Raw genomic sequence first — 19955 nt, forward strand, 5'->3', positions numbered from 1 at the left:
AGTATGAGCGGTTTATCATTAGACAAGCTGTTAAAAAAAGCAGAAAATAAGTTGCAGAATGTACATGAAATAGTGCAAGAAAAATCGTACGAGCTCATTAGGCAAGCATATAAAGAAAGCATATTTGTTGTGATAACTGAAGGATTTAGATCGATAGAGCAGCAGCATAAACTATATTCAAAAGGCCGAACAACACCAGGAAGTATCGTGACTAATGCTAAAGGCGGCTATTCTTATCATAATTATGGACTAGCTTTTGATATTGCGCTGCTTGATGACAACGGAGAAGTTGACTGGACCATTGATCGAAGATGGAACAAAGCGGGAGAGATAGGAAAAAGGATCGGGTTGGAATGGGGAGGAGATTGGACAAGCTTAAAAGATTACCCTCATTTTCAATATACATTCGGTTTATCTTTGTCGGAGCTTCGAAGTGGAAAAAAACCTGAGAAACAGACGGAAAAGGCTTCAAGAGTGCTAATTGAATACGGAGATCGAGGAAATCATGTACAGTTAATTCAACGTATGCTTATTCACTTAGGTTATTCTCTTTCTGGAGGAGCAGACGGTATATTCGGGTCTTCCACTCTCAAAGCGGTAAAAGCTTTTCAACAAGCACTTTATCTGCAGGTAGATGGAATAGTTGGACCGAAGACACTCGAAAAACTCTATAGCAATTTTAATAAAACTATGTTCTAAATAACCATAAAAATATGAGAACGAGAAAAGGAAGAAAAGAGATGGATGGAAATCGTCTCTTTTCTTCCTTTTCTGTAGTTATAGTAGAAAAACTGAAATTTATAAAGAAATAAAAAGGATTTTCTAAGCGTAAGAAACGTTCACGTGATCTAACTGGATAACATTGCTCAACAACACGATATCTTTATATATTTCACTTTTTACAGAGGCGTTTGAACAGTTTTGATAGTCTTTCAACAAGCGGCCAAGTTCTTTAATAAATAACAACGTCTCTTGTTCATTAATCATAGTCAAAACTCCTTGTTTAGAAATGAATCCAGGTCATTATATAGGAATTCTATCATATCTATACGCACCTGTTGACAAAAAAAGTTCGTCAATTTTTTTGTGAGAAGAAGAAATTTAGGGATATGTGGAATGCGTTCGACTCTCTCATTTTATCTATATGCAGCTTGTCTAAAAATATGAGAGTAGTTATAGTATAATATTTACTCCTAATCATGCAACTTAAAACCTATTTTAGAGGTTATCCGTAAATTCCCTCTATTGTAGAGCGATGGAACAAAAAAAGAATGCCTCATTTTGTATCTTTAGTATGATAACGTTTTGAAGAAATAAGGCATATGTTTGAGTTTTAAGATGGATTTGAATTAGATCTTTTGACACGCTCTTTTTGTAGGAGGGGCATATTTACTTTCTATTAAGGGAAATCGTAAAGCTCCAACGAGTTTCTAAATCAGAAACTCGTTGGAGCTTAATTTTTTGGATAAGGGATGTGCAAAAGTTCTGGGACGGTCACAAAATGATATCCTTCTTGTTTAAGTCTAGGAATGATGGTATCCAGCGACTTTGCGGTGTTGGAAAGGTCCATGGTCCAATGGCCTCCGTCGTGCATCAAAACAATTGTTCCGGCATGCATGTTCTTAAATACATTCTTGGTGATTTCTGCTTCTGGGATTTGCTTCCAGTCTAATGAATCAGAAGACCAGTTAATCGCATAGACATTTTCATTTGGCAGCTCGCTGATCATTTCTTGCGTTAAATTTCCATATGGAGGACGAAACAGCTGTGTTTCAAAACCGGTAATGTTTTTAATAATAGCCTGAGTTTTGGCAATTTCCCAGTGAAACTTTTCAGTCGATTCTTTTAGTAAATTGGGGTGCCAATAGGTATGAATCCCAACAGCATGACCTTCAGCTACCATTCTTTTCACCAGCTCAGGATGTTCGTGAGCTTTTGCCCCAATAAGAAAAAAGGTTGCTTTAATACCATGCTTTTTCAATTGATCCAATACATGTGGAGTAAAGCGCGGATCCGGTCCGTCATCAAATGTTAGGGCGGTTTGCTTTAGGTGGTTATTACCTTGATAAAGCAAACGGTCACGCACAGCTATATTTTTTACTTGTTCCGCTTTACATAGTGCAGGAAGGGCTCCATTAAATAAGAAGCACAGTGTGAGAAGCAGTATACTAATTCTTCGTATCATGTACATGCACGCTCCTTTCTAGGACAAAGTATAACGTTATGATACCCGATTAAAAAATTTGTATGAAGCTGAATTGCCCTTTTGTTCCAAAACGTATGATATGCATGAAACAGCGCACTATAATAAACAGTTACTATTAGGTCAAGAAAGGAAAAAACAGATGAAAAAAATACTGATCGCTGTAGCATTAATCTTTTCGCTAAGTTTATCTCCCTTAGCTGAATATATTTCCTATCACGATGACTATAACGCAAGTGCAAGGTCGTATCGTTCGGGAAAGCGTTCGTTTAATAGACAGCCGAGCGTTAGACAAAATGAGCCAAGGTCTAATTTTTCAAACCGCAGAAATGGAACGGTAAATCGAGGCGTTACTCGTTCAAACCGCGGGGGATTCGCCCGTGGACTTCTGTATGGAGGGCTAGCAGGACTTTTATTTGGAGGTTTGCTTGGTCATATGGGGGCACTGGGCGGGATTTTTGGGTTATTAATTAATATTTTGGCTATTGTGCTTGTCATTAATTTAATTCTGCGCTTTTTTCGCTCTTCTCGCCGCGACAATAATTGGAGATAGGCCGTAATTGCTGTCATAAACTGATAAGAAAGCTCCATATAAATAAGAAAACGCTTTCTATAGTTAATCGAAAGGATGAAACGTATGTCAGCAAACAGACAGCGCAGCAAGTACTTGGCGTTTTGCACAGAATGCGGTCTCCCAAACAGGTTAACATTGTTTCTTTTAAGACAGTACGTTGCGACAGACGAATATAGCGGATTTTACTGTGGAAATTGCGGAAGTCGAAATGAATTTCCAGACTCTGTCATTGAATATATTAAAGAGCTATAAAACACAATCTCTTAAAAGATTGTGTTTTATTTTTTAGTAAAACTATGTTCTAAATGCGAATTAAAGAGAAAAACATAGCTGTGTACAAAAAAGAAACGATGACTAAATACTTTTTTTAGCCAAGATAATCGAGAAATTCCCCATTTCACGCTTGCTAATTAGGGGTAGTGCAAAACGGCTTATGAGAAGAACATTTAAAATTAGTGGCTGTAGAAATGACTAACATTTGTAACTGCAGAAAATCGATTGAACCATCCTTTAAAAGAACGCATATACTACATTAAAATTTTAAAAAAACGGAGGAATGGAGTAATGCCTGTTTCCGTCATTTTTAACCAAATAAATGTGGTGAGCATGGTTTCCAATTCAGTAATTGCTTCGGGACAAAATAGCCAGCCAGATTGGAATTCCCAAGGTAAATTTAACTTAGGAAACGGATTTGCTGTAAATTCAGCTATATTGGGCAGTACGAATATCATTAATGATCAGGATGTTTGTGACACGCCAATTACCCAGCCGGAAAATATTAATCCTCAACCAGTTTCTCAGTTCTAGGAAAACAGAAGACGAAAGAAGTTGAAAAAGTTGATTATAAAATTTACTAATCTTAATGTTACGTATATTTCTACTAATTCTGGTATTTTCACAGGGGAAAATACTCAATCAGATTGGCAAGTAAATTGGAAAAGTAATACGGGGTTTGGTGAAATAATCGGCTATAACAACTTTGCCTCTCAAATTGTAAATATCATTAACGATAATGACGTCGTTGATTCCTATTTTTCTGAAAATATAGATGTCAACAACGCCCCTGTTACACAAAGTTAAATGAGGAAAAACGGGTTCCGCAAATACCCGTTTAAGCACTCTATTAATTATTCTGTTAGAGTGGCGAGAATAGATTAGTAATAGAGTTAAACCATCTTTTATACAGATGGTTTTTTGCTAGCTTATTTTAGGGTGTAATCGCAGCTATTAACATAGACTAAAAGGTAATGACAGGAATACTTTTATCGTAAACGGAGTAAGTATCATAGAAAAGACGTAAAAGCTCAAATGGTTAAAGAGACATTCAATTTGAGGTAAATAGATAAGAATTTAAACATAAGATAATGTATTTTCAGTTTTATATTGAATCAGATGAAGCAAACTTCTGTCTGTGAGGTGTTGTCTATGGCTAATATTCACTATCATTCGATTAAAGTAAACAAAATTCAAAATAGTTCAGGCCTATTTTACGGCGTTAATATTCAATATAAGTGGAATCATAAAAGTCGAATTTCTGATGGTTTCGGAAAAGTAGTTGGTAATTCTAATAAAATTTTAAATAATACCACCATTGCGAAAATCCCTAAAAAGAATGATGAATAAAAACGTAGAGTCAATCCTCCTTTCTGACCTGTTCAAAAGAATCATTTACATCATCTTCACCAAGAACAAGATGTGTGTTATTGGATAGTTGATTATCATCTCCCAAAATTGTACCAAAACCTGAATTACTGCTGCTGATCGTAGTTTTCCAATTTTGCTGAACATTTTTCCCTATAAAAACTCCTGCGTTGTTTTTAACCGCATTTACGGTGAGATCATCAAAAACGATCTGAGGAGAACGAAGATGTATTTTCATAATTCCTCCCGATACATATGAGACATTAATAGAAGTCATCTAATACACTATTATATGTTGTAGATGGGCTAAAAGTGTTAAATCAAATAAGGGGTCAAACTCTATGGATGAAAAGGTGCTGAATATACTCCAAAACATTGAAAAAAGGCTTACAGATTTAGAAAAAAACATGAATGAACTTTCAAAAAAAACGGTCCATTCTTTTCATTTAGATATAAAGAACGTTCAAACACTAAACTTGGACGAACTGTCTTATTATTTAGAGCACATTGATGTAAAGGAACTTAGTGGAACTTTGAATATTGGTAATACTTTTCCTTCGCAAACGAATCAATATCAAGCGCCGGGAAAGAAAGGTAAAAAAACAACAAATGAATCTGATGTCAGTCGAAAATCGGGTAGTCAGAATAATAAAGAAAAGGGTCCTTCTGAAATATCAGTTAAAATTAATGAAAGAAGTGTCCCTTATACACTAACCCATACGGAAGAAATGGGGGAGCCTGATCAAGCTCTAGAATCAGCTTTTAGCATAGGTGACATCCACATTGGCACAATTGAAGATGCTTCAGCTGTGAATTTTGGCAATAATTTTCCGACAAACTTCAGAAGTCATAAAAAAGTGAGTCAAGGATTTGGCAATATTTTAGGCAACCAAAATGACATTCAGGACATCTTATCCTCTTTGGAAGAAAAAGATATATCAGAAGTATACAATGAAAGCCAAGACGGTAAGCCGCCCCAATGGCTGGACACAATGATAGAAGAACAAAAAAAGGAAATGGATGAAACAAAACTAAATGAAGATGAAAAGGGGGAATGAGCAATAGTATGTGAATGTTGGATCTCAAAAGCAGTGTTGTTGATGCTGAATTTCTGAAAGAAAGCTTTAATTGCGGAATAAAGAAGAATTAGTAATAGAAAACCTGCTTCTCTAAACGAGCAGCAGGTTTTCTATTTTATTTCTCATTTGCTGCAGTTTTAACATAAAAAAGAGCATGCGTAATTTAATTGAACACTGGGACAGATCGGTTCTTTCATTCCCACAGATATGGAGTCTCTTGGTAAACATAATAGTTCAACCAATTCATAAACAGCAGGTTGGCATGAGAACGCCATGTTTTTAAAGGGTTTTTGTCAGGATCATTGTTTGGGAAATAGTGTTCCGGAAGCTTTGGCTCTAGCCCTTTTTCTGTATCTCGAAGAAATTCTTCCTGCAGTGTTTGAACGTCGTATTCTGGGTGTCCTGTAACGAAAACAAACTTTTCGTCTTTAGACATCGCCATATAAACACCAGCTTCCTCAGAGTAGGAAAGAAGCTCAAGGTCAGGATGGTTTTTTACTTCATTCATGTCGACGTCGGTGTGACGAGAATGAGGAGAATAAAAGACATCATCAAATCCTCGCAGCAGCTTAATCGGTTCTTCACTCGATACAACATGTGTAAATACACCCGTGCATTTATCAGAAAGAGGTCGCTTGTCAATGCCAAAGTGATGATAAAGTCCGGCTTGAGCTCCCCAACAGATATGAAGGGTAGAAGTCACATTTGTTTTACACCAATCCATAATTTCTTGAAGTTCTTTCCAGTAGTTTACTTCTTCAAATGGTATATGTTCTACAGGTGCTCCTGTAATAATCATTCCGTCATATTTTCGTTCTTTAATTTGTTCAAACGTTTTATAAAACTGATCTAGGTGATTTTTACTCGTTGTTTTTGCTTTATGGCTTGCTGTGTAAAGAAGTGTAATATGCACTTGCAGCGGTGAGTTCCCGAGTAAACGTAATAATTGCGTTTCAGCTTTTTCTTTTTCCGGCATTAAGTTTAGGATAACAATATTAAGCGGGCGAATTTCTTGGTTAACCGCGCGCACGTCGTCCATGATGAAAATTCTCTCTTTTTCTAAAATTTCTTTTGCCGGAAGATCACGTGGAATATTAATAGGCAATAAAATTCCTCCTATTCGATTTCGAAGTAATGACGCGTATAAATGTTCTTTCTCACGTGAAGATGAGGTTCAACATTTATGTACAATATACTATTATAGGAATATACAGAATATTAAGCAATTGAATTTTGAAAAAAAAAGAGCATTAATATGCGTAATGGCTAAAATGAAATGGTACAATAAGGTTAAACTGGAGCGTTGCTATGCTTTTTTAGCGTGACTGAAACTCAGTAAAATTTATAGAGCAGTCGTTCCTGTATTCATTAAACTTCATATCTCCCCCAGAAAACGGATTTTATCCTTTTTTGATGAAGTGTTTAAAAAGAATTCTCAGCAGAAAAGGGGTTTTTATATGACAACTAAGAAGCAAATAAAAAGTGATTTGCAAATTGCACAAGAGGCAACGATTAAACCGATTAAAGAGATTGCCGAGCAGCTAGATATTTTAGAGGCCGAGTTAGAGCCGTATGGACATTATAAAGCCAAGCTTTCTTTGTCCGTTATGGAACGTTTACACACAAAACAAGATGGAAAAGTGATTTTAGTTACAGCTATTAATCCAACTCCAGCAGGAGAAGGGAAGTCGACAGTGACGGTTGGCTTAGCTCAGGCATTACATAGATTAGGTAAAAAAGCGATTGTCGCCATGCGTGAACCATCTCTTGGTCCGGTAATGGGAATTAAAGGAGGTGCCGCTGGAGGCGGTTATGCTCAAGTGCTTCCAATGGAGGATATTAACTTGCACTTTACTGGAGACTTGCATGCCATCACAACAGCTAACAACGCGCTGGCCGCTATTTTGGATAACCATATACATCAAGGCAATGAACTGCGCATTGATACACGTAAAATCACGTGGAAACGAGTGGTTGATTTAAACGACCGCGCGTTGCGTCAGGTTGTCATTGGATTAGGTGGTCCGATGCAAGGTGTTCCTCGAGAAGATGGATTTGATATTACGGTGGCATCAGAAATTATGGCTATTTTCTGCTTAGCGTCAGATTTACAAGACTTAAAACGTCGCTTAGCGTCTATTGTGGTAGCTTACAACATGGATAATGAGCCTGTAACGGTTGCAGACTTAGGTGCACAAGGAGCGCTTACTCTTCTTTTAAAAGACGCGATTAAACCAAACCTTGTACAGACGTTGGAACATACTCCAGCTCTCATTCACGGAGGTCCTTTTGCTAATATTGCCCACGGCTGCAATAGCGTCATTGCAACAAAAATGGCTGCAAAACTAGGCGACTATGTAGTAACAGAAGCGGGATTCGGGGCAGATTTAGGCGCAGAAAAATTCCTAAATATTAAAGCTCGTATGGCAGATATTAAACCAGAAACGGTGGTAATCGTTGCGACAATTCGCGCTCTGAAAATGCATGGAGGCGTTCCTAAAGAGCGGTTAAATGAAGAAAACATTGAGGCATTAGAAGCGGGAATTGAAAACCTTGAAAAGCATATTGAAACGATTCAAGCATTCGGCGTTCCTTATGTTGTAGCCGTGAACCGTTTTGTAACGGATTCAAAAGGCGAAGTAGAAGCGCTTATGAATTGGTGTACTTCAAAGAATGTTCCCGTTGCTTTAACAGAAGTTTGGGAAAAAGGCGGAGAAGGCGGCGTCATGCTTGCTGAAAAACTTCTTGAAGTCATGAACGAGACAGAAAGTCAATTTTCTCCTCTTTACGAGGTGTCAGCTTCGATTCCAGAAAAAGTAGAAGCTATTGCTAAAACCGTATACGGAGCAAAAGGCGTAGATTTTGCTCCAAAAGCGTTAAAGCAAATACAGCAATTTGAAGCAAACGGTTGGGATCATCTGCCGATCTGTATGGCCAAAACGCAGTATTCGTTAAGTGATGATCAGACGAAGCTTGGGCGACCAACTGATTTTAAGATTACGGTAAGGGAATTCCGTCCTTCACTCGGAGCTGGGTTTCTCGTGGCGCTAACAGGTTCAATTATGACAATGCCTGGACTTCCAAAAAAACCTGCTGCGCTCAATATGGATATTGACGAGAATGGACATGCACTAGGGATTTTTTAAGAGAAGAGGCTAGGGTAAGAGTATTTTAGTTGAAGGAAAATCCGAACGATGAAGCAAGATTCTTGATGAAGAATCAAACTCGTTCGGATTTTTTCATAGTTATGGTAAAAATAAGTTTCATGGGTGTAGGGGCTTCTAGATGTAGATTGGGTGGACTTAGTTGTGTCTCAATCTCTTTCTTGCAATATAAAATAAAATAACAGGTATGTTATGAATTAATTTGGCAAGAAAGAAGAAGAGCTGACTGTTCGTATTTTATAAAAAAGGAAGTAGTTGAAATGTTTGATCCGATTGTATTTGATAATTTAAAAGTTGTTGTAGAAGGAGAGATCTATGATCTTGACTTATCTGGGCAAGTATCTGTTACGAATCGCGAAGATTTTGTAGACTTAGCTCAGTTTACTCGAACGTACCGCATTTCTTTTCAACAGCATTTTTGCTGTACCGCGTCGCTAACTTTATCAACCGACTTAGACAACATTCATGCCGAATTAACGCCTTCCCGTGTAGAAAAACCAGGGTGTACAGTTTATATTCATTTTCAGCTGAAAAAACAAAAACCGTTTGAAGAAGCTGAGTTTCAAAACATACAGGAAATGTGTGAGAGGATCTGGGGAACAACAAGAGTTGTTAAGCAGCGTATTACTCATGAAGTCGGAGGAAGTGAATACGAAAACAATATTGAGGTAACCTTTAACCGATTTATTTACGAAGACCAAGTAGGAGATTTAATCGAGATGATTGATTACATGCTGCAAACGACTGATCAGCTAAAGGTTCTTTACGACAAATCATAAGAGCGTTTCAGTTGTACTTCCGAAATAAAGTGAATTACAATAGGGAAAAGGAGGCGTTTTGATGAGCGTGTATGAATACTCGGCAAAAACAATTAAAGACGAAGACGTATCGCTTTCTAACTATCAAGGTGACGTGCTGTTGATTGTGAATACAGCTAGCAAATGCGGCTTCACCCCTCAATATAAAGATTTGCAGGCGCTGTACGAAGAAGAAAAAGAAAACGGCCTAACGGTTCTAGGTTTTCCTTGCAATCAGTTCGGTGGTCAAGAGCCAGGAAGTTCAAATGATATTGAACAATTTTGCGAGTTAAACTATGGCGTTTCGTTTCCGATGTTTGCAAAAGTAGATGTAAAAGGGGAGCATGCACACCCGTTATTTACATACTTAACAGAACAAGCACCGGGTCTACTAGGTTCCAAAGGGATAAAGTGGAATTTCACAAAGTTTTTAGTGAATCGTCAAGGTGAAGTCGTGAAGCGATACGCACCTCAAACTGCACCAAAAGATATTCAAAAAGATATAAAAGAATTGCTGTAAAAGCAGGTGGATCTCCATCTGTTTTTTATTTTTCAGCGAGGATTTTCAAACGGTGATCCGCTGTCAGTGAGACGAGCGCCTTACTTTGTGCTAAAATAATGGTGGATATAATTGAGGTGAGCAAATGAATAAAATAGTGGAAACGGAAAAGTGGGTTCAAGCAAAGCTTGCGCATGACACAACGGGTCATGACTGGCAGCATATCGATCGCGTGCGTCGAAATGCAGTGCTTTTATATAAAAAAGAAGGCGGCAATCGGGAAGTTATCGAACTAGCTGCGCTTTTACACGATGTTGTAGATGATAAGCTAGTGGAAGATGTTGAAAAGGCGTACGAAGAAGTGCGGGAGTGGCTGAAGAGTCAGCAGGTAGAAGAAGAGAACTGCAAGCATATCGTTCACATTTTACAAACGATGTCATTTAAAGGCGGAAACCGTCCGGCTATGGCTACGCTTGAAGGTCAAATTGTTCAAGATGCAGATCGTTTAGATGCGATCGGTGCAATTGGTATCGCACGTACGTTTATGTACGCAGGTGCTAAAGGCACGGTTTTGTATGATGAAAACATTGCTGTACGAAGTGAGATGACGGAAGAAGAATACAGACACGGGAAATCAACGGCTATTGCACATTTTTATGAAAAGTTATTAAAGCTCACTGCGTTAATGAATACTCAAACAGCACGGTCTCTAGCGCAAGAGCGACATACATATATGAAAGAATTTTTAGTTCAATTTAAGAAAGAGTGGAATTATCATTATGAAAATGCTGACTGTTGAAAACTTAACAAAAACGTATGGAGAAAAAGAGCTGTTTCATCAACTAACATTTACCATTACAGAAAATGAGCGAATCGGCTTAATCGGTGTAAACGGAACAGGGAAATCAACGCTTCTTAAAATTATCGCAGGTTTAGAGCTCGGGGACGAAGGAGATATTGTTCATGCTAAAGACTACAGCGTGACATATTTACCGCAGCATCCGGATTTTGATGAAGACTTAACGGTTTTGGAGCAAGTTTTCAGCGGAGATACGCCTCTTCTTAACTTATTAAAAAACTATGAGCTAGCTCTGTATGCGTTAGAGCAAGACTCTGCAAACGAAAAAAATCAGCAAACATTGTATGATTTGCAGCAGAAAATGGATGCGATGAACGCGTGGGAAGCCAATTCTAACGCACAGTCGATTTTAACGAAGCTTGGAATTTCAAATATGAGTGCAAAAATCGGTGAGCTTTCAGGTGGACAGAAAAAGCGCGTCTCCATTGCGCAAAGTCTAATTCAAACACCTGATTTACTGATCTTAGATGAGCCGACTAACCACTTAGATTATGAGACCGTTAAATGGCTCGAAGAATATTTATCCAAATATCAAGGAGCCGTGCTGCTTGTTACTCATGATCGCTATTTCTTGGATGCTGTTACAAACCGAATTTTTGAATTAGACGGTGGAAATTTATATAGCTATAAAGGAAACTATGCTGCTTTTCTAGAAGGAAAAGCGATTCGAGAAGAGCAGGAAAAAGCAACTCAAGCAAAATTAAGCAACTTATACCGCAATGAATTGGCTTGGATTCGCAGAGGAGCAAAAGCGCGTACGACTAAGCAAAAAGCGCGTATTCAGCGATTTGATGAATTAGAAGGGAAAATCGATTCCTCTGAAAAAGAATCACTGGATTTAAGTTTAGCAGGCAGTCGCCTTGGGAAAAAAGTGTTTGAATTAAAAGATGTGTCTAAGACGTATGAAAATAAAATCATTCTTTCAGACTTTACGCACATCGTGAAAAAACAAGACCGAATTGGAATTGTAGGAAAAAATGGAAGCGGAAAGTCTACTCTTTTGAATATGATTGCAGGACGCATTGAGCCGGACAGCGGTGAAATTGACAGAGGACAAACGGTTAAAGTTGCTTACTATACCCAAGAAAGCGATGATATGGACTTAAATCAACGCATGCTTGATTATATTAAAGAATCGGCAGAAGTTGTGCATACGACGGATGGGAAAATGATCTCTGCCTCGCAAATGCTTGAGAGATTTCTATTTCCTTCACATACGCACGGAACACCGATTCAAAAGTTGTCCGGAGGAGAGCGCCGTCGTTTATACTTGTTGAAATTATTAATGACATCGCCGAATGTATTGCTTCTAGATGAGCCGACTAATGATTTGGATACTCAAACGCTAACGGTGCTTGAAGACTATCTCGAAGAATTTCCAGGTGTTGTTATCACCGTATCGCATGATCGCTATTTTTTAGATAAAGTAGCAGATTACTTACTAGTTTTTGAAGGAGAAGGAAACATTTCGATTTATTTTGGAGCTTATACAGATCAATTGGAAGAAGCGATGAAGAAGCAGGCAATGGTTCAGCAGGCTAAAGTGAAAGAAGAAAAGCCAAAACAGCCGGAGAAAACGAAAAAGCGTCGTTTAACGTATAAAGAACAAAAAGAATGGGAAGAAATCGAAGATAATATTGCAGCAAAAGAAGAAGAAATTGAACGCTTAACAAGTGAAATTGAACAGGTGGGCAGCGATTATACAAAAGCGCATAACCTATCGTTAGAACAAGAAAAAGCAAATGAAGAATTAAGTGCACTGCTTGATCGCTGGGCAGAGCTTTCAGAGCTGATTGAAGAAATTGAAAACGCGTAAACAAGTCGTTAGACTGAGTATAAGCCACATGCTACAATTTTAATGAGAGGAGTACGATACGACATGAACATTAAATCAATTGAGCCAACGCCAAGTCCGAATACAATGAAAATTAATTTAGACGAAGTGCTATCAGGCGGAAAAAGCAATAACTATACGGAAAAAAATGCTGAAGCAGCCCCTGAAGTTGTTCAAGACATTTTGAAAGTAGAAGGGGTAAAAGGAGTCTACCACGTAGCGGACTTCTTGGCAGTAGAGCGAAATGCCAAATATGACTGGAAGCAAATTTTGCCGCAAGTTCGTGCAGCGTTTGGTGAAGATTTGCAAAGCAACAGTGAACAGCACAAAATGAATGAGCATTTTGGTGAGGTCAATGTGTCAGTTCAAATGTTCAAAAATGTACCGATGCAAGTCAAGCTAACGGACGGAAATGAAGAAAAGCGCTTTGGTCTGCCCGAGCGATTTGCAAAAGCGGTAGCAGAACTTCAACGTTTTTCAGATAATGTGGTATTAGAACGGAAATGGAAAGAACAAGGCGTTCGTTATGGAGAGTTATCGGCTATCGGAGACGAAGTAGTGGAAGAGTTAGCAGCAGCATATCCGCAAGAAAGATTAACTCGCCTTGTGTCTAATGCACAAGAAGAAAAAGAAGGCGGAAAAGTTGTACAGCCGCGTAAAACCTATAAAGTTACAGAAGAAATGCTAGAAGACAACGATTGGTCAGTGCGCTATGCCCATTTAGAACAAATGGATCCAACAGAAGCTGATTTAGACGTTTTAAATAAAGCGCTTGATGATGAAAAAGCATCTATTCGCCGCTTAGCTACGGTCTACTTAGGAATGATTGAATCAAAAGCGGTACTGCCTTATTTATACAAAGCATTAAAAGATAAATCAGTCACTGTGCGCCGTACTGCTGGAGACTGCATGTCAGATTTAGGTTTTGAAGAAGGTATTCCGGCAATGTGTGAAGCTCTTGGTGATAAAAACAAGCTTGTTCGCTGGCGTGCAGCTATGTATTTATACGAGGTAGGGGACGAGACGGCTCTTCCTACATTAAAAGCAGCAGAGAATGATAAAGAATTTGAGGTAGATTTACAAATCAAGCTAGCAATTGAACGTATCGAAGGCGGAGAAGAAGCAAAAGGTTCTGTTTGGAAACAAATGACGGAAAGCAGAAAAGCATAAAAAAAGATCATTCACTTGAATGATCTTTTTTTACGACTGTTTTGCAGCGGGAGTTGGAAACTGCATAGGCTGCATAGTGTTATCAATTTTAATAGGCTGATAGCCCGACTGCTTTAAGTAAGTCAAAATAGCAGGAAGGGATTGTGCCGTAAAGGATTTATCATGAAATAAAATGACTGGTGTTCTTCCATTGGAGTTAACCCCTTGAATATGAGGTTCAAGGCCCTGAATAATTCTAGGTGCAGAACGAAGTGCCCAGTCTTCGCTGTCTACATTCCAGTCCCATAATTTAAAGTGGCTTAGCAACTCTGTACGGTGGGGCTCTTTTAAATAAGGAACGCTGCCGTAAGGAACGCGGATTAACTTACTGTCAACACCGGTTACTTTCTTAACTGTCGCTTGACACTCCTGCATTTCTTTTAACGCTGCGCCATCTTCACTATACATGACATGAATATCATGAGAGACACCGTGACAGCCGATAGCATGTCCTTCCTGTGCTACTTTTTTAGCAATTTCAGGGTGAGCCTCAATTTGATGCTTTAACATAAAGAAAGTTGCTTTTACGTTATATTGACGCAAAGCATCTAAAATGTGAAGGGTATCAGGTGTTGGGCCATCGTCAAACGTAAGGTAAACAGGCTGTGTAAGAGCTTGATTTTGATCGTTTAATGTATTTCCTACATACATATTATGGTGAAGTGTATTAAGCAGCTTCTCAGGCTGTACTGAAGATGCAGCTTCTTTCAGCGGCAAAGCAGTAGATGCTAAGACTTGCTGAGATGCAGCGGATTCACTTCCTTTGACTTCTGTAATAAAAAACAAAGAAGCGACGATCACTAACACTAAAGACAAAAATGCATAAAATCGTTTGTTTGGCTTAAATCGTTTGTTTGGCTTAAATCGCTGGTTCAATTTGAAAATCCTTTCTACTAAACTACTATTTACTACTATAGTACAAAAAATGGAATATTAATAGTAAAAATCGACATTTTTATGGAAAAAAATTAGATGATATGACCCGGTTTTAATCTTTTTTTGTCAAATGAAAAATGAGATTGGGACAACGATAAGGATTTGAAGAGTGATTAGCTAGATTTTTCCTGGTTTTTATAGTATGCTTTTAGCGTGAATGATTGTTAGGAGGAATGTTAATATGTCAATGGCATATGAAGAATATATGCGTCAGTTAGTTAAACCAATGCGTCAAGAATTAACTCAAGCTGGTTATGAAGAATTAACAACAGAGGAAGCCGTAGTTGATTTTATGGAAAACGTAGAAGGAACAACTTTTGTTGTCGTTAATTCAGTTTGTGGGTGCGCTGCTGGTTTAGCACGTCCTGCAGCAACGCAAGCGTACTTACAGTCTGAGCAAAAACCAGATCAAGTGGTAACTGTTTTTGCCGGTCAAGATAAGGAAGCAACAGCTAAAATGCGTGAATATTTTGGGGACATTGAGCCTTCATCACCTTCTATGGCGCTTTTAAAAGGAAAAGAAGTCGTTCATTTTATTCCTCGACATGAAATTGAAGGTCAGCCGTTAGAAGTTATTTTTGAAAACATTTTAAATGGCTTTAAGCAGCACTGTTCATAAAATGTCCTGCTTTTGTCACATCTAGTATATAGATTTTTAGAGAAAAATCGCATATACTTTATAAGAAAAAGGATGTCTATCGGCATCCTTTTTCTTTATGTAAATAGCCAAACAGTGTAGGGGGAGTTATGAAAGTGATTGTTACGACTGCTGGTCGAACAAATGAACAGATGATTGTAAAAGCCAAACAAGTAGCCGCTGATTTAAGTATACCTTTTGTAGTAAGAGAGAAGAAATCCGTTGCAGATCTTCAGGATCTTCAAGCTGCAGACGTGCTGGTTGTCGGTAAGAATAGAGTAGAGTTGCACGTTCAAAACGAAGAGGAACCTATTTTTTTTCATCCAAATTCCGCTATGTTTAGAGTGAAGAGATGGCTGCGCGGAGAACGTGATCCGTTTATTGAAGCTGCTGGTTTAGAAAAAGGAATGAGCGTGCTTGACTGTACACTTGGTCTTGCATCGGATAGTATGATGGCGAGCGCAGCGGTAGGGAAAAGCGGGAAAGTTGTCGGACTAGAAGGCAACCGCTATGTAGCTTATTTAGTCAAACAAGGACTTTTAAATTGGGAAAGTGACGTACAAGAGTTGAACGATGCAATGAAGCGTATAAACGTGGTTCATCAAAATTTTGAATCGTTTTTGGCGTGTTGTGAAGATAATTCTTTTGATGTTGTCTACTTTGATCCTATGTTTCAAGAGCAAATTGATGAATCGAATGGAATTAACGGTATTAAAGCAATAGCACTGTATACTACGCTGACGCCAATGGCTATACAAGAAGCAAAAAGAGTAGCCAAACAAAAGATCGTGCTAAAAGATCATTGGAAAAGCAGTCGTTTTGAAGAACATGGATTTACCGTACAAAAACGAAAAACATCAAAATTTCATTACGGGACAATTGATATACAATAATAAACAAAAAAGTAAAATGAATTCCGATCATTGAAAAGACTTCCAAAACCTTTTAGGAATTAAAAAGTTTTGGAAGTTTTTTTTATGAATTTCATCTAAAGTTCATAAAAGTATGATATATTTTTGAACATAAAAATACTTTTGTGTTTAAGCATCCAGCAAAAAAGGAATATCTTGTATAGGTTTCCGCTCGGTGTGACAACCTCAAACAGAAGAAGGAAGGTGCTAACTAAAAAGTCTTCGAATGCCCGTAGGCAGCATAAATGAATAAGCAAATATAGGTAAAAAATTAATAAGTATGTTACAATACCTAGTGAGTTATAACAATGAATTTTACGATATGAAAAGACCATATGGGAAAAGATGAGAAAGGAAAGATACGAATGCCTAGATGGATAAAAAGAATGCTAGTTGTATTTATTACAGTATTTACATTTGGGCTTGTCACTCCACCAGAATATTTATACGTTGATGATGCAAAAGCGGACAAGCAACATAAAGCAGGGTATGTAAGAGAAACAACTCCTGTCACAGCTGTTATAGAAGATATTCATTTGCCATATGAAGAACCAAAATATGAAGACGTTTCATCATTTGTTACGTATGCAATGGAATCAGCTGAAAAACAGTCAGTGGAAAAATTCGGAACAAAAATTGGGCCTGTCATTGAAGACGAATTTCGTCAAGCAGTGTTACCTAAAATTGAAGAAGTGCTGACCGACATTGGCACTGAACGTGAACAGTCAATTCAGAATCTCGAGATAAGCGAGCATCCTGCTGCTGGCTACGGTGAAAAGATTTTCCATGTATATGACCGGGAGACCGGTCAGGACTTAATACGGTTTCACGTACGGCGTGAAAATCCTCCAAAAGATGGATACTGGTTTAATTTTCACTATCATGCGGCTGCAGATAATTTTCAAAAGCATTATGATTTAGGGAAAATTTATTGGAACCGAAACATGCCGCCTAAATGGTTTAGCTGATAATAGACACAACATTCTACGATTTCGAAATGTTAGCTTTTTTAAGCTAGCATTTTTTTACGTCTAAAACCGTTATGGTCTAAATAAGCTGAAACATTAGCACAACGATAAAAAAATCGTTTATAATGAAGTCAGACTTCTTACCATAGAATAGTGAGAAGGAACGAATAGATGCTGGAGGTAACACGATGAAACAATTTACGGAAGAAAAACAATTTCGCGAACAAATTAAGAACGAAACACTAAGCGTTGGGATTTTTACGACAACGTGGTGTCCTGATTGCAAACGTTTGGATATGTTCATTGATGAAATCGTTGACGAAAATACAGATAAAGCATGGTTTAAAATTGACAAGGATGAGTTTGAAGAACTTTCTGCTGAAAACAATGTAATGGGTATTCCTTCTCTTCTTGTATATAAAAACGGTGAAAAAATTGCACACTTGCACAGTGCAAATGCTAAAACGCCTGAAGCGGTCCGTGAATTTTTAGCAACTCTTTAATTCCTGAAGCTGCGAGAGCATTCTCGCAGCTTTTTTTGTGAGAATGGCTATTTCCATTTTTCCATGAGTGGGGTATACTAGGACAAGTGAATAATCGTAAAGCAATAAGGTCTCAATTTAAAGATTGAGTGAAAAGGGAAGTCTGGTGAAAAACCAGCGCGGTCCCGCCACTGTAAGCGCTTTGTGCGTAAGTCAGGAGACCTGCCTTATTGTTAGCTGTGAAACCTTCGAGGAAGGGTGAAGCAGGGTAATGAACATACTTATCAAGTATAGTGAACGGATTCTTTTCCTGCTTATCTTGACGTTACCTGCTTTGCTTTCAATTGAAAGTAAAGCTTTTTTATTTTGAAGCTGCCGGCGAGCAGTATACATAGTCAAAGCGGAAAAACGGGATAGCGCTGCTTTTTGCATGATCATTTGCTTTTTCTTTAACGTGGAGGTTTCGTATTCACAATGAACAATATATAGGGGGAGTATTTAGATGAAAAAATGGCTTTCGTATTCCATTATTGCACTGTTAGTCATCGTACTTGCTGCATGCGGTGCAGGCAGCCAAAGCAACAGTGATAAAAAAACGAAGCAAGATACGGCACAAACGTCACAAGCTGCATTTCCAGTGAAGGTAAAAGACGCGCGTGATAAAGAAATTACGTTGAAAAAACAGCCTAAGAAAATTGTTTCATTAATGCCAAGTAATACGGAGATTGTATATGCCCTTGGCCTTGAAAAAGAATTAGTCGGTGTTACAAGCAACGATGATTATCCTAAAAGCGTAAAGAAAAAAGCGCAGGTAGGAGATATGAACGTTAATGCAGAAAAAGTTATTGCTTTAAATCCTGATTTAGTGCTGGCACACGCTTCAAGTATGGGCGTTTCGGATGAAGTATTTAAACAAATTGAAAGTGCGGGTATTCCGGTATTTGTTGTAAAAGATTCAACAACGTTTGATACGGTTTATGATTCTATTACGCAAATCGGTAAATTAACAGGTAAAACAAAAGAAGCTAATCAAACAATTAAAGACATGAAAGAAAAAGTAGCTTCAATTGAGAAAAAAGCAAAAACGATTTCAAAAGAAGATCGTAAAAAAGTATGGATAGAGGTATCAGGAGCTCCTGAGATTTATACAACAGGAAAAGGTACGTTCATGAACGAAATGCTTACTATGATCGGTGCTGATAACGTAGCGGGTAGTGAAAAGGGTTGGGTTAAGTTTTCTGAAGAGCAAGTTGTTAAGTTAAACCCTGACGTTATTATCGCAACGTATGATGCAGACAAAAATGAGATTATGAAGCGTCCCGCTTGGAGCAGCATGACTGCTGTAAAAGAGGGTAACATCGAGAAGGTTGATCAAAACAAAATCAACCGCTTAGGACCTCGTATTGTAGATGGCTTAGATGACTTAGCAAAAGCAGTATACCCTGAGGTGTACAATAAATAAGAAGAGGGACCATATTCCAGTTCGAATTGAAAAGGGGATTGGTCCCTTTTCACATCTTAAAATTGAAGAACGGCCTGAGCTTTTAATCATGAAAACCGAGACTTCTTATAAAACATACAGCTCAGGGGTTTTAGGAACAGGTATTACGGAAACGGACACCTTTTACAATCGATTTGTTCACAAAGACTATTATTCAGATACTCCTTCTATGGAGTATGAGCAATATTTGATGAAAGAAAATGTACGCCATGAGCAAATCGTAGGGTTGATGACAGCCGTTTGGTTAAAAGAAAGAGCGGTTTACTGTTATGAAGGCTACGGAGTAAGAGTAGCTTCCGTGATAACGGCTGGAGTAGGAAACGCAGTAGATATTACAGCTGACGAAGCTGTCCCGTTCTATTCCTCTCCCGGTACAATTAATATGTTTTTTTTCGTGGAAGGTACGCTTACGGATGCTGCGTTTTTACAGCTTTTTATTGCGGCCACAGAAGCTAAAACAAAAACGCTGTCACAGCTGGGGATCATAGATCCAGCTACAAAGACTATTGCTACGGGAACATCTACGGACAGCATCTCAGTTGCAGCGTCTCAGCAAGGACCATTATATGAATATGCAGGCTCTATGACCGCTTTAGGTCAAGCGGTAGCCAAGCTGGTGAAAATAAGCTTAGAGCAGGGACTTAAGGGAAAGAGGTGAAAA

Annotated in this window: 24 protein-coding genes and 1 riboswitch; of the genes, 19 read left to right on the top strand and 5 right to left on the bottom strand. The window is 38.2% G+C overall.

Features of this window, described 5'->3' with window-relative positions:
- The first annotated feature begins 3 nt into the window (after positions 1–3).
- Entirely contained in the window at positions 4–699 is a 696-nt protein-coding gene (locus MKY06_RS10115; RefSeq protein ID WP_057273031.1) for a peptidoglycan-binding protein, read from the top strand.
- A 123-nt stretch (positions 700–822) separates the two neighbouring features.
- On the opposite strand, the gene MKY06_RS10120 is transcribed toward MKY06_RS10115, so the two are convergent.
- Together MKY06_RS10120 and MKY06_RS10125 are read right to left on the bottom strand one after the other, a co-directional pair.
- On the bottom strand, positions 823–987 hold the full coding sequence (locus tag MKY06_RS10120) for a hypothetical protein (RefSeq protein WP_013056680.1): 165 nt from the start codon (positions 985–987) through the stop codon (positions 823–825).
- Between the two features lie 466 nt (positions 988–1453).
- Positions 1454–2185: a polysaccharide deacetylase family protein gene (locus MKY06_RS10125; RefSeq protein ID WP_014460482.1), complete on the bottom strand. Its 732-nt coding sequence runs from the start codon at positions 2183–2185 to the stop codon at positions 1454–1456.
- Between the two features lie 160 nt (positions 2186–2345).
- Between MKY06_RS10125 and MKY06_RS10130 the strand changes: the two genes are divergently transcribed.
- The 5 genes from MKY06_RS10130 (at position 2346) to MKY06_RS10150 (ending at position 4400) form a co-directional block, all read left to right on the top strand.
- The gene (locus tag MKY06_RS10130; protein WP_029321326.1) at positions 2346–2756 is read left to right on the top strand and encodes a hypothetical protein; all 411 of its coding nucleotides are present in this window, start codon (positions 2346–2348) and stop codon (positions 2754–2756) included.
- Between the two features lie 84 nt (positions 2757–2840).
- Positions 2841–3029 (top strand): hypothetical protein, encoded by a 189-nt coding sequence (locus tag MKY06_RS10135; RefSeq protein ID WP_013056683.1) that lies wholly within the window; start codon positions 2841–2843, stop codon positions 3027–3029.
- A gap of 312 nt (positions 3030–3341) precedes the next feature.
- Positions 3342–3584, top strand: coding sequence for a hypothetical protein (locus tag MKY06_RS10140; protein ID WP_029321328.1), 243 nt, complete (start codon positions 3342–3344; stop codon positions 3582–3584).
- A 21-nt stretch (positions 3585–3605) separates the two neighbouring features.
- Positions 3606–3857, top strand: a complete 252-nt coding sequence (locus MKY06_RS10145) for a hypothetical protein (protein WP_034275938.1) — start codon at positions 3606–3608, stop codon at positions 3855–3857.
- Positions 3858–4202: 345 nt separating this feature from the next.
- On the top strand, positions 4203–4400 hold the full coding sequence (locus tag MKY06_RS10150) for a hypothetical protein (RefSeq protein WP_029321332.1): 198 nt from the start codon (positions 4203–4205) through the stop codon (positions 4398–4400).
- A 10-nt stretch (positions 4401–4410) separates the two neighbouring features.
- Here the strand turns inward: MKY06_RS10150 and MKY06_RS10155 are convergent, their stop codons facing one another.
- Positions 4411–4656, bottom strand: a complete 246-nt coding sequence (locus tag MKY06_RS10155; RefSeq protein ID WP_289913878.1) for a hypothetical protein — start codon at positions 4654–4656, stop codon at positions 4411–4413.
- Positions 4657–4759: 103 nt separating this feature from the next.
- Between MKY06_RS10155 and MKY06_RS10160 the strand changes: the two genes are divergently transcribed.
- Entirely contained in the window at positions 4760–5476 is a 717-nt protein-coding gene (locus MKY06_RS10160; RefSeq protein ID WP_013056684.1) for a hypothetical protein, read from the top strand.
- A 214-nt stretch (positions 5477–5690) separates the two neighbouring features.
- On the opposite strand, the gene metA is transcribed toward MKY06_RS10160, so the two are convergent.
- The gene (metA, locus tag MKY06_RS10165; RefSeq protein ID WP_013056685.1) at positions 5691–6602 is read right to left on the bottom strand and encodes a homoserine O-acetyltransferase MetA; all 912 of its coding nucleotides are present in this window, start codon (positions 6600–6602) and stop codon (positions 5691–5693) included.
- Between the two features lie 352 nt (positions 6603–6954).
- On the opposite strand from metA, the gene MKY06_RS10170 reads away from it, so the two are divergent.
- The 6 genes from MKY06_RS10170 to MKY06_RS10195 all read left to right on the top strand — a co-directional run bounded on the left by MKY06_RS10170 (position 6955) and on the right by MKY06_RS10195 (position 13820).
- Positions 6955–8643 (top strand): formate--tetrahydrofolate ligase, encoded by a 1689-nt coding sequence (locus MKY06_RS10170; protein ID WP_055989356.1) that lies wholly within the window; start codon positions 6955–6957, stop codon positions 8641–8643.
- A 278-nt stretch (positions 8644–8921) separates the two neighbouring features.
- Positions 8922–9440: a hypothetical protein gene (locus MKY06_RS10175; protein WP_025752028.1), complete on the top strand. Its 519-nt coding sequence runs from the start codon at positions 8922–8924 to the stop codon at positions 9438–9440.
- 61 nt (positions 9441–9501) lie between these two features.
- Complete coding sequence (locus tag MKY06_RS10180) at positions 9502–9978, top strand: glutathione peroxidase (protein ID WP_025752029.1); 477 nt, start codon at positions 9502–9504, stop codon at positions 9976–9978.
- Between the two features lie 124 nt (positions 9979–10102).
- Positions 10103–10756: an HD domain-containing protein gene (locus MKY06_RS10185; protein WP_013056689.1), complete on the top strand. Its 654-nt coding sequence runs from the start codon at positions 10103–10105 to the stop codon at positions 10754–10756.
- Complete coding sequence (locus MKY06_RS10190; protein WP_013056690.1) at positions 10737–12632, top strand: ABC-F family ATP-binding cassette domain-containing protein; 1896 nt, start codon at positions 10737–10739, stop codon at positions 12630–12632. The genes MKY06_RS10185 and MKY06_RS10190 overlap by 20 nt, the downstream gene beginning before the upstream one ends.
- A gap of 63 nt (positions 12633–12695) precedes the next feature.
- The gene (locus tag MKY06_RS10195; RefSeq protein WP_289913897.1) at positions 12696–13820 is read left to right on the top strand and encodes a conserved virulence factor C family protein; all 1125 of its coding nucleotides are present in this window, start codon (positions 12696–12698) and stop codon (positions 13818–13820) included.
- Between the two features lie 30 nt (positions 13821–13850).
- Here MKY06_RS10195 and MKY06_RS10200 read toward each other — a convergent pair whose 3' ends face one another.
- Positions 13851–14735: a polysaccharide deacetylase family protein gene (locus tag MKY06_RS10200; RefSeq protein WP_013056692.1), complete on the bottom strand. Its 885-nt coding sequence runs from the start codon at positions 14733–14735 to the stop codon at positions 13851–13853.
- 241 nt (positions 14736–14976) lie between these two features.
- Here MKY06_RS10200 and MKY06_RS10205 point away from each other — a divergent pair, with 241 nt between their 5' ends.
- The 6 genes from MKY06_RS10205 to MKY06_RS10230 all read left to right on the top strand — a co-directional run bounded on the left by MKY06_RS10205 (position 14977) and on the right by MKY06_RS10230 (position 19952).
- A complete protein-coding gene (locus tag MKY06_RS10205) occupies positions 14977–15414 on the top strand; it encodes a BrxA/BrxB family bacilliredoxin (RefSeq protein WP_013056693.1) in 438 nt (145 codons plus the stop codon).
- 134 nt (positions 15415–15548) lie between these two features.
- Entirely contained in the window at positions 15549–16325 is a 777-nt protein-coding gene (locus MKY06_RS10210) for a class I SAM-dependent methyltransferase (RefSeq protein WP_176524278.1), read from the top strand.
- A 383-nt stretch (positions 16326–16708) separates the two neighbouring features.
- Positions 16709–17311, top strand: a complete 603-nt coding sequence (locus MKY06_RS10215; RefSeq protein ID WP_025752035.1) for a YpjP family protein — start codon at positions 16709–16711, stop codon at positions 17309–17311.
- A 188-nt stretch (positions 17312–17499) separates the two neighbouring features.
- On the top strand, positions 17500–17814 hold the full coding sequence (locus MKY06_RS10220) for a thioredoxin family protein (protein ID WP_013056696.1): 315 nt from the start codon (positions 17500–17502) through the stop codon (positions 17812–17814).
- Positions 17815–17904: 90 nt separating this feature from the next.
- Positions 17905–18037, top strand: a riboswitch (cobalamin riboswitch).
- A 258-nt stretch (positions 18038–18295) separates the two neighbouring features.
- On the top strand, positions 18296–19255 hold the full coding sequence (locus tag MKY06_RS10225) for an ABC transporter substrate-binding protein (protein WP_098399423.1): 960 nt from the start codon (positions 18296–18298) through the stop codon (positions 19253–19255).
- Positions 19256–19343: 88 nt separating this feature from the next.
- On the top strand, positions 19344–19952 hold the full coding sequence (locus MKY06_RS10230) for an adenosylcobinamide amidohydrolase (protein ID WP_098278112.1): 609 nt from the start codon (positions 19344–19346) through the stop codon (positions 19950–19952).
- Positions 19953–19955: the final 3 nt, after the last annotated feature.

Source organism: Priestia sp. FSL P4-0332 (assembly GCF_038005845.1).
Classification (GTDB): domain Bacteria; phylum Bacillota; class Bacilli; order Bacillales; family Bacillaceae_H; genus Priestia.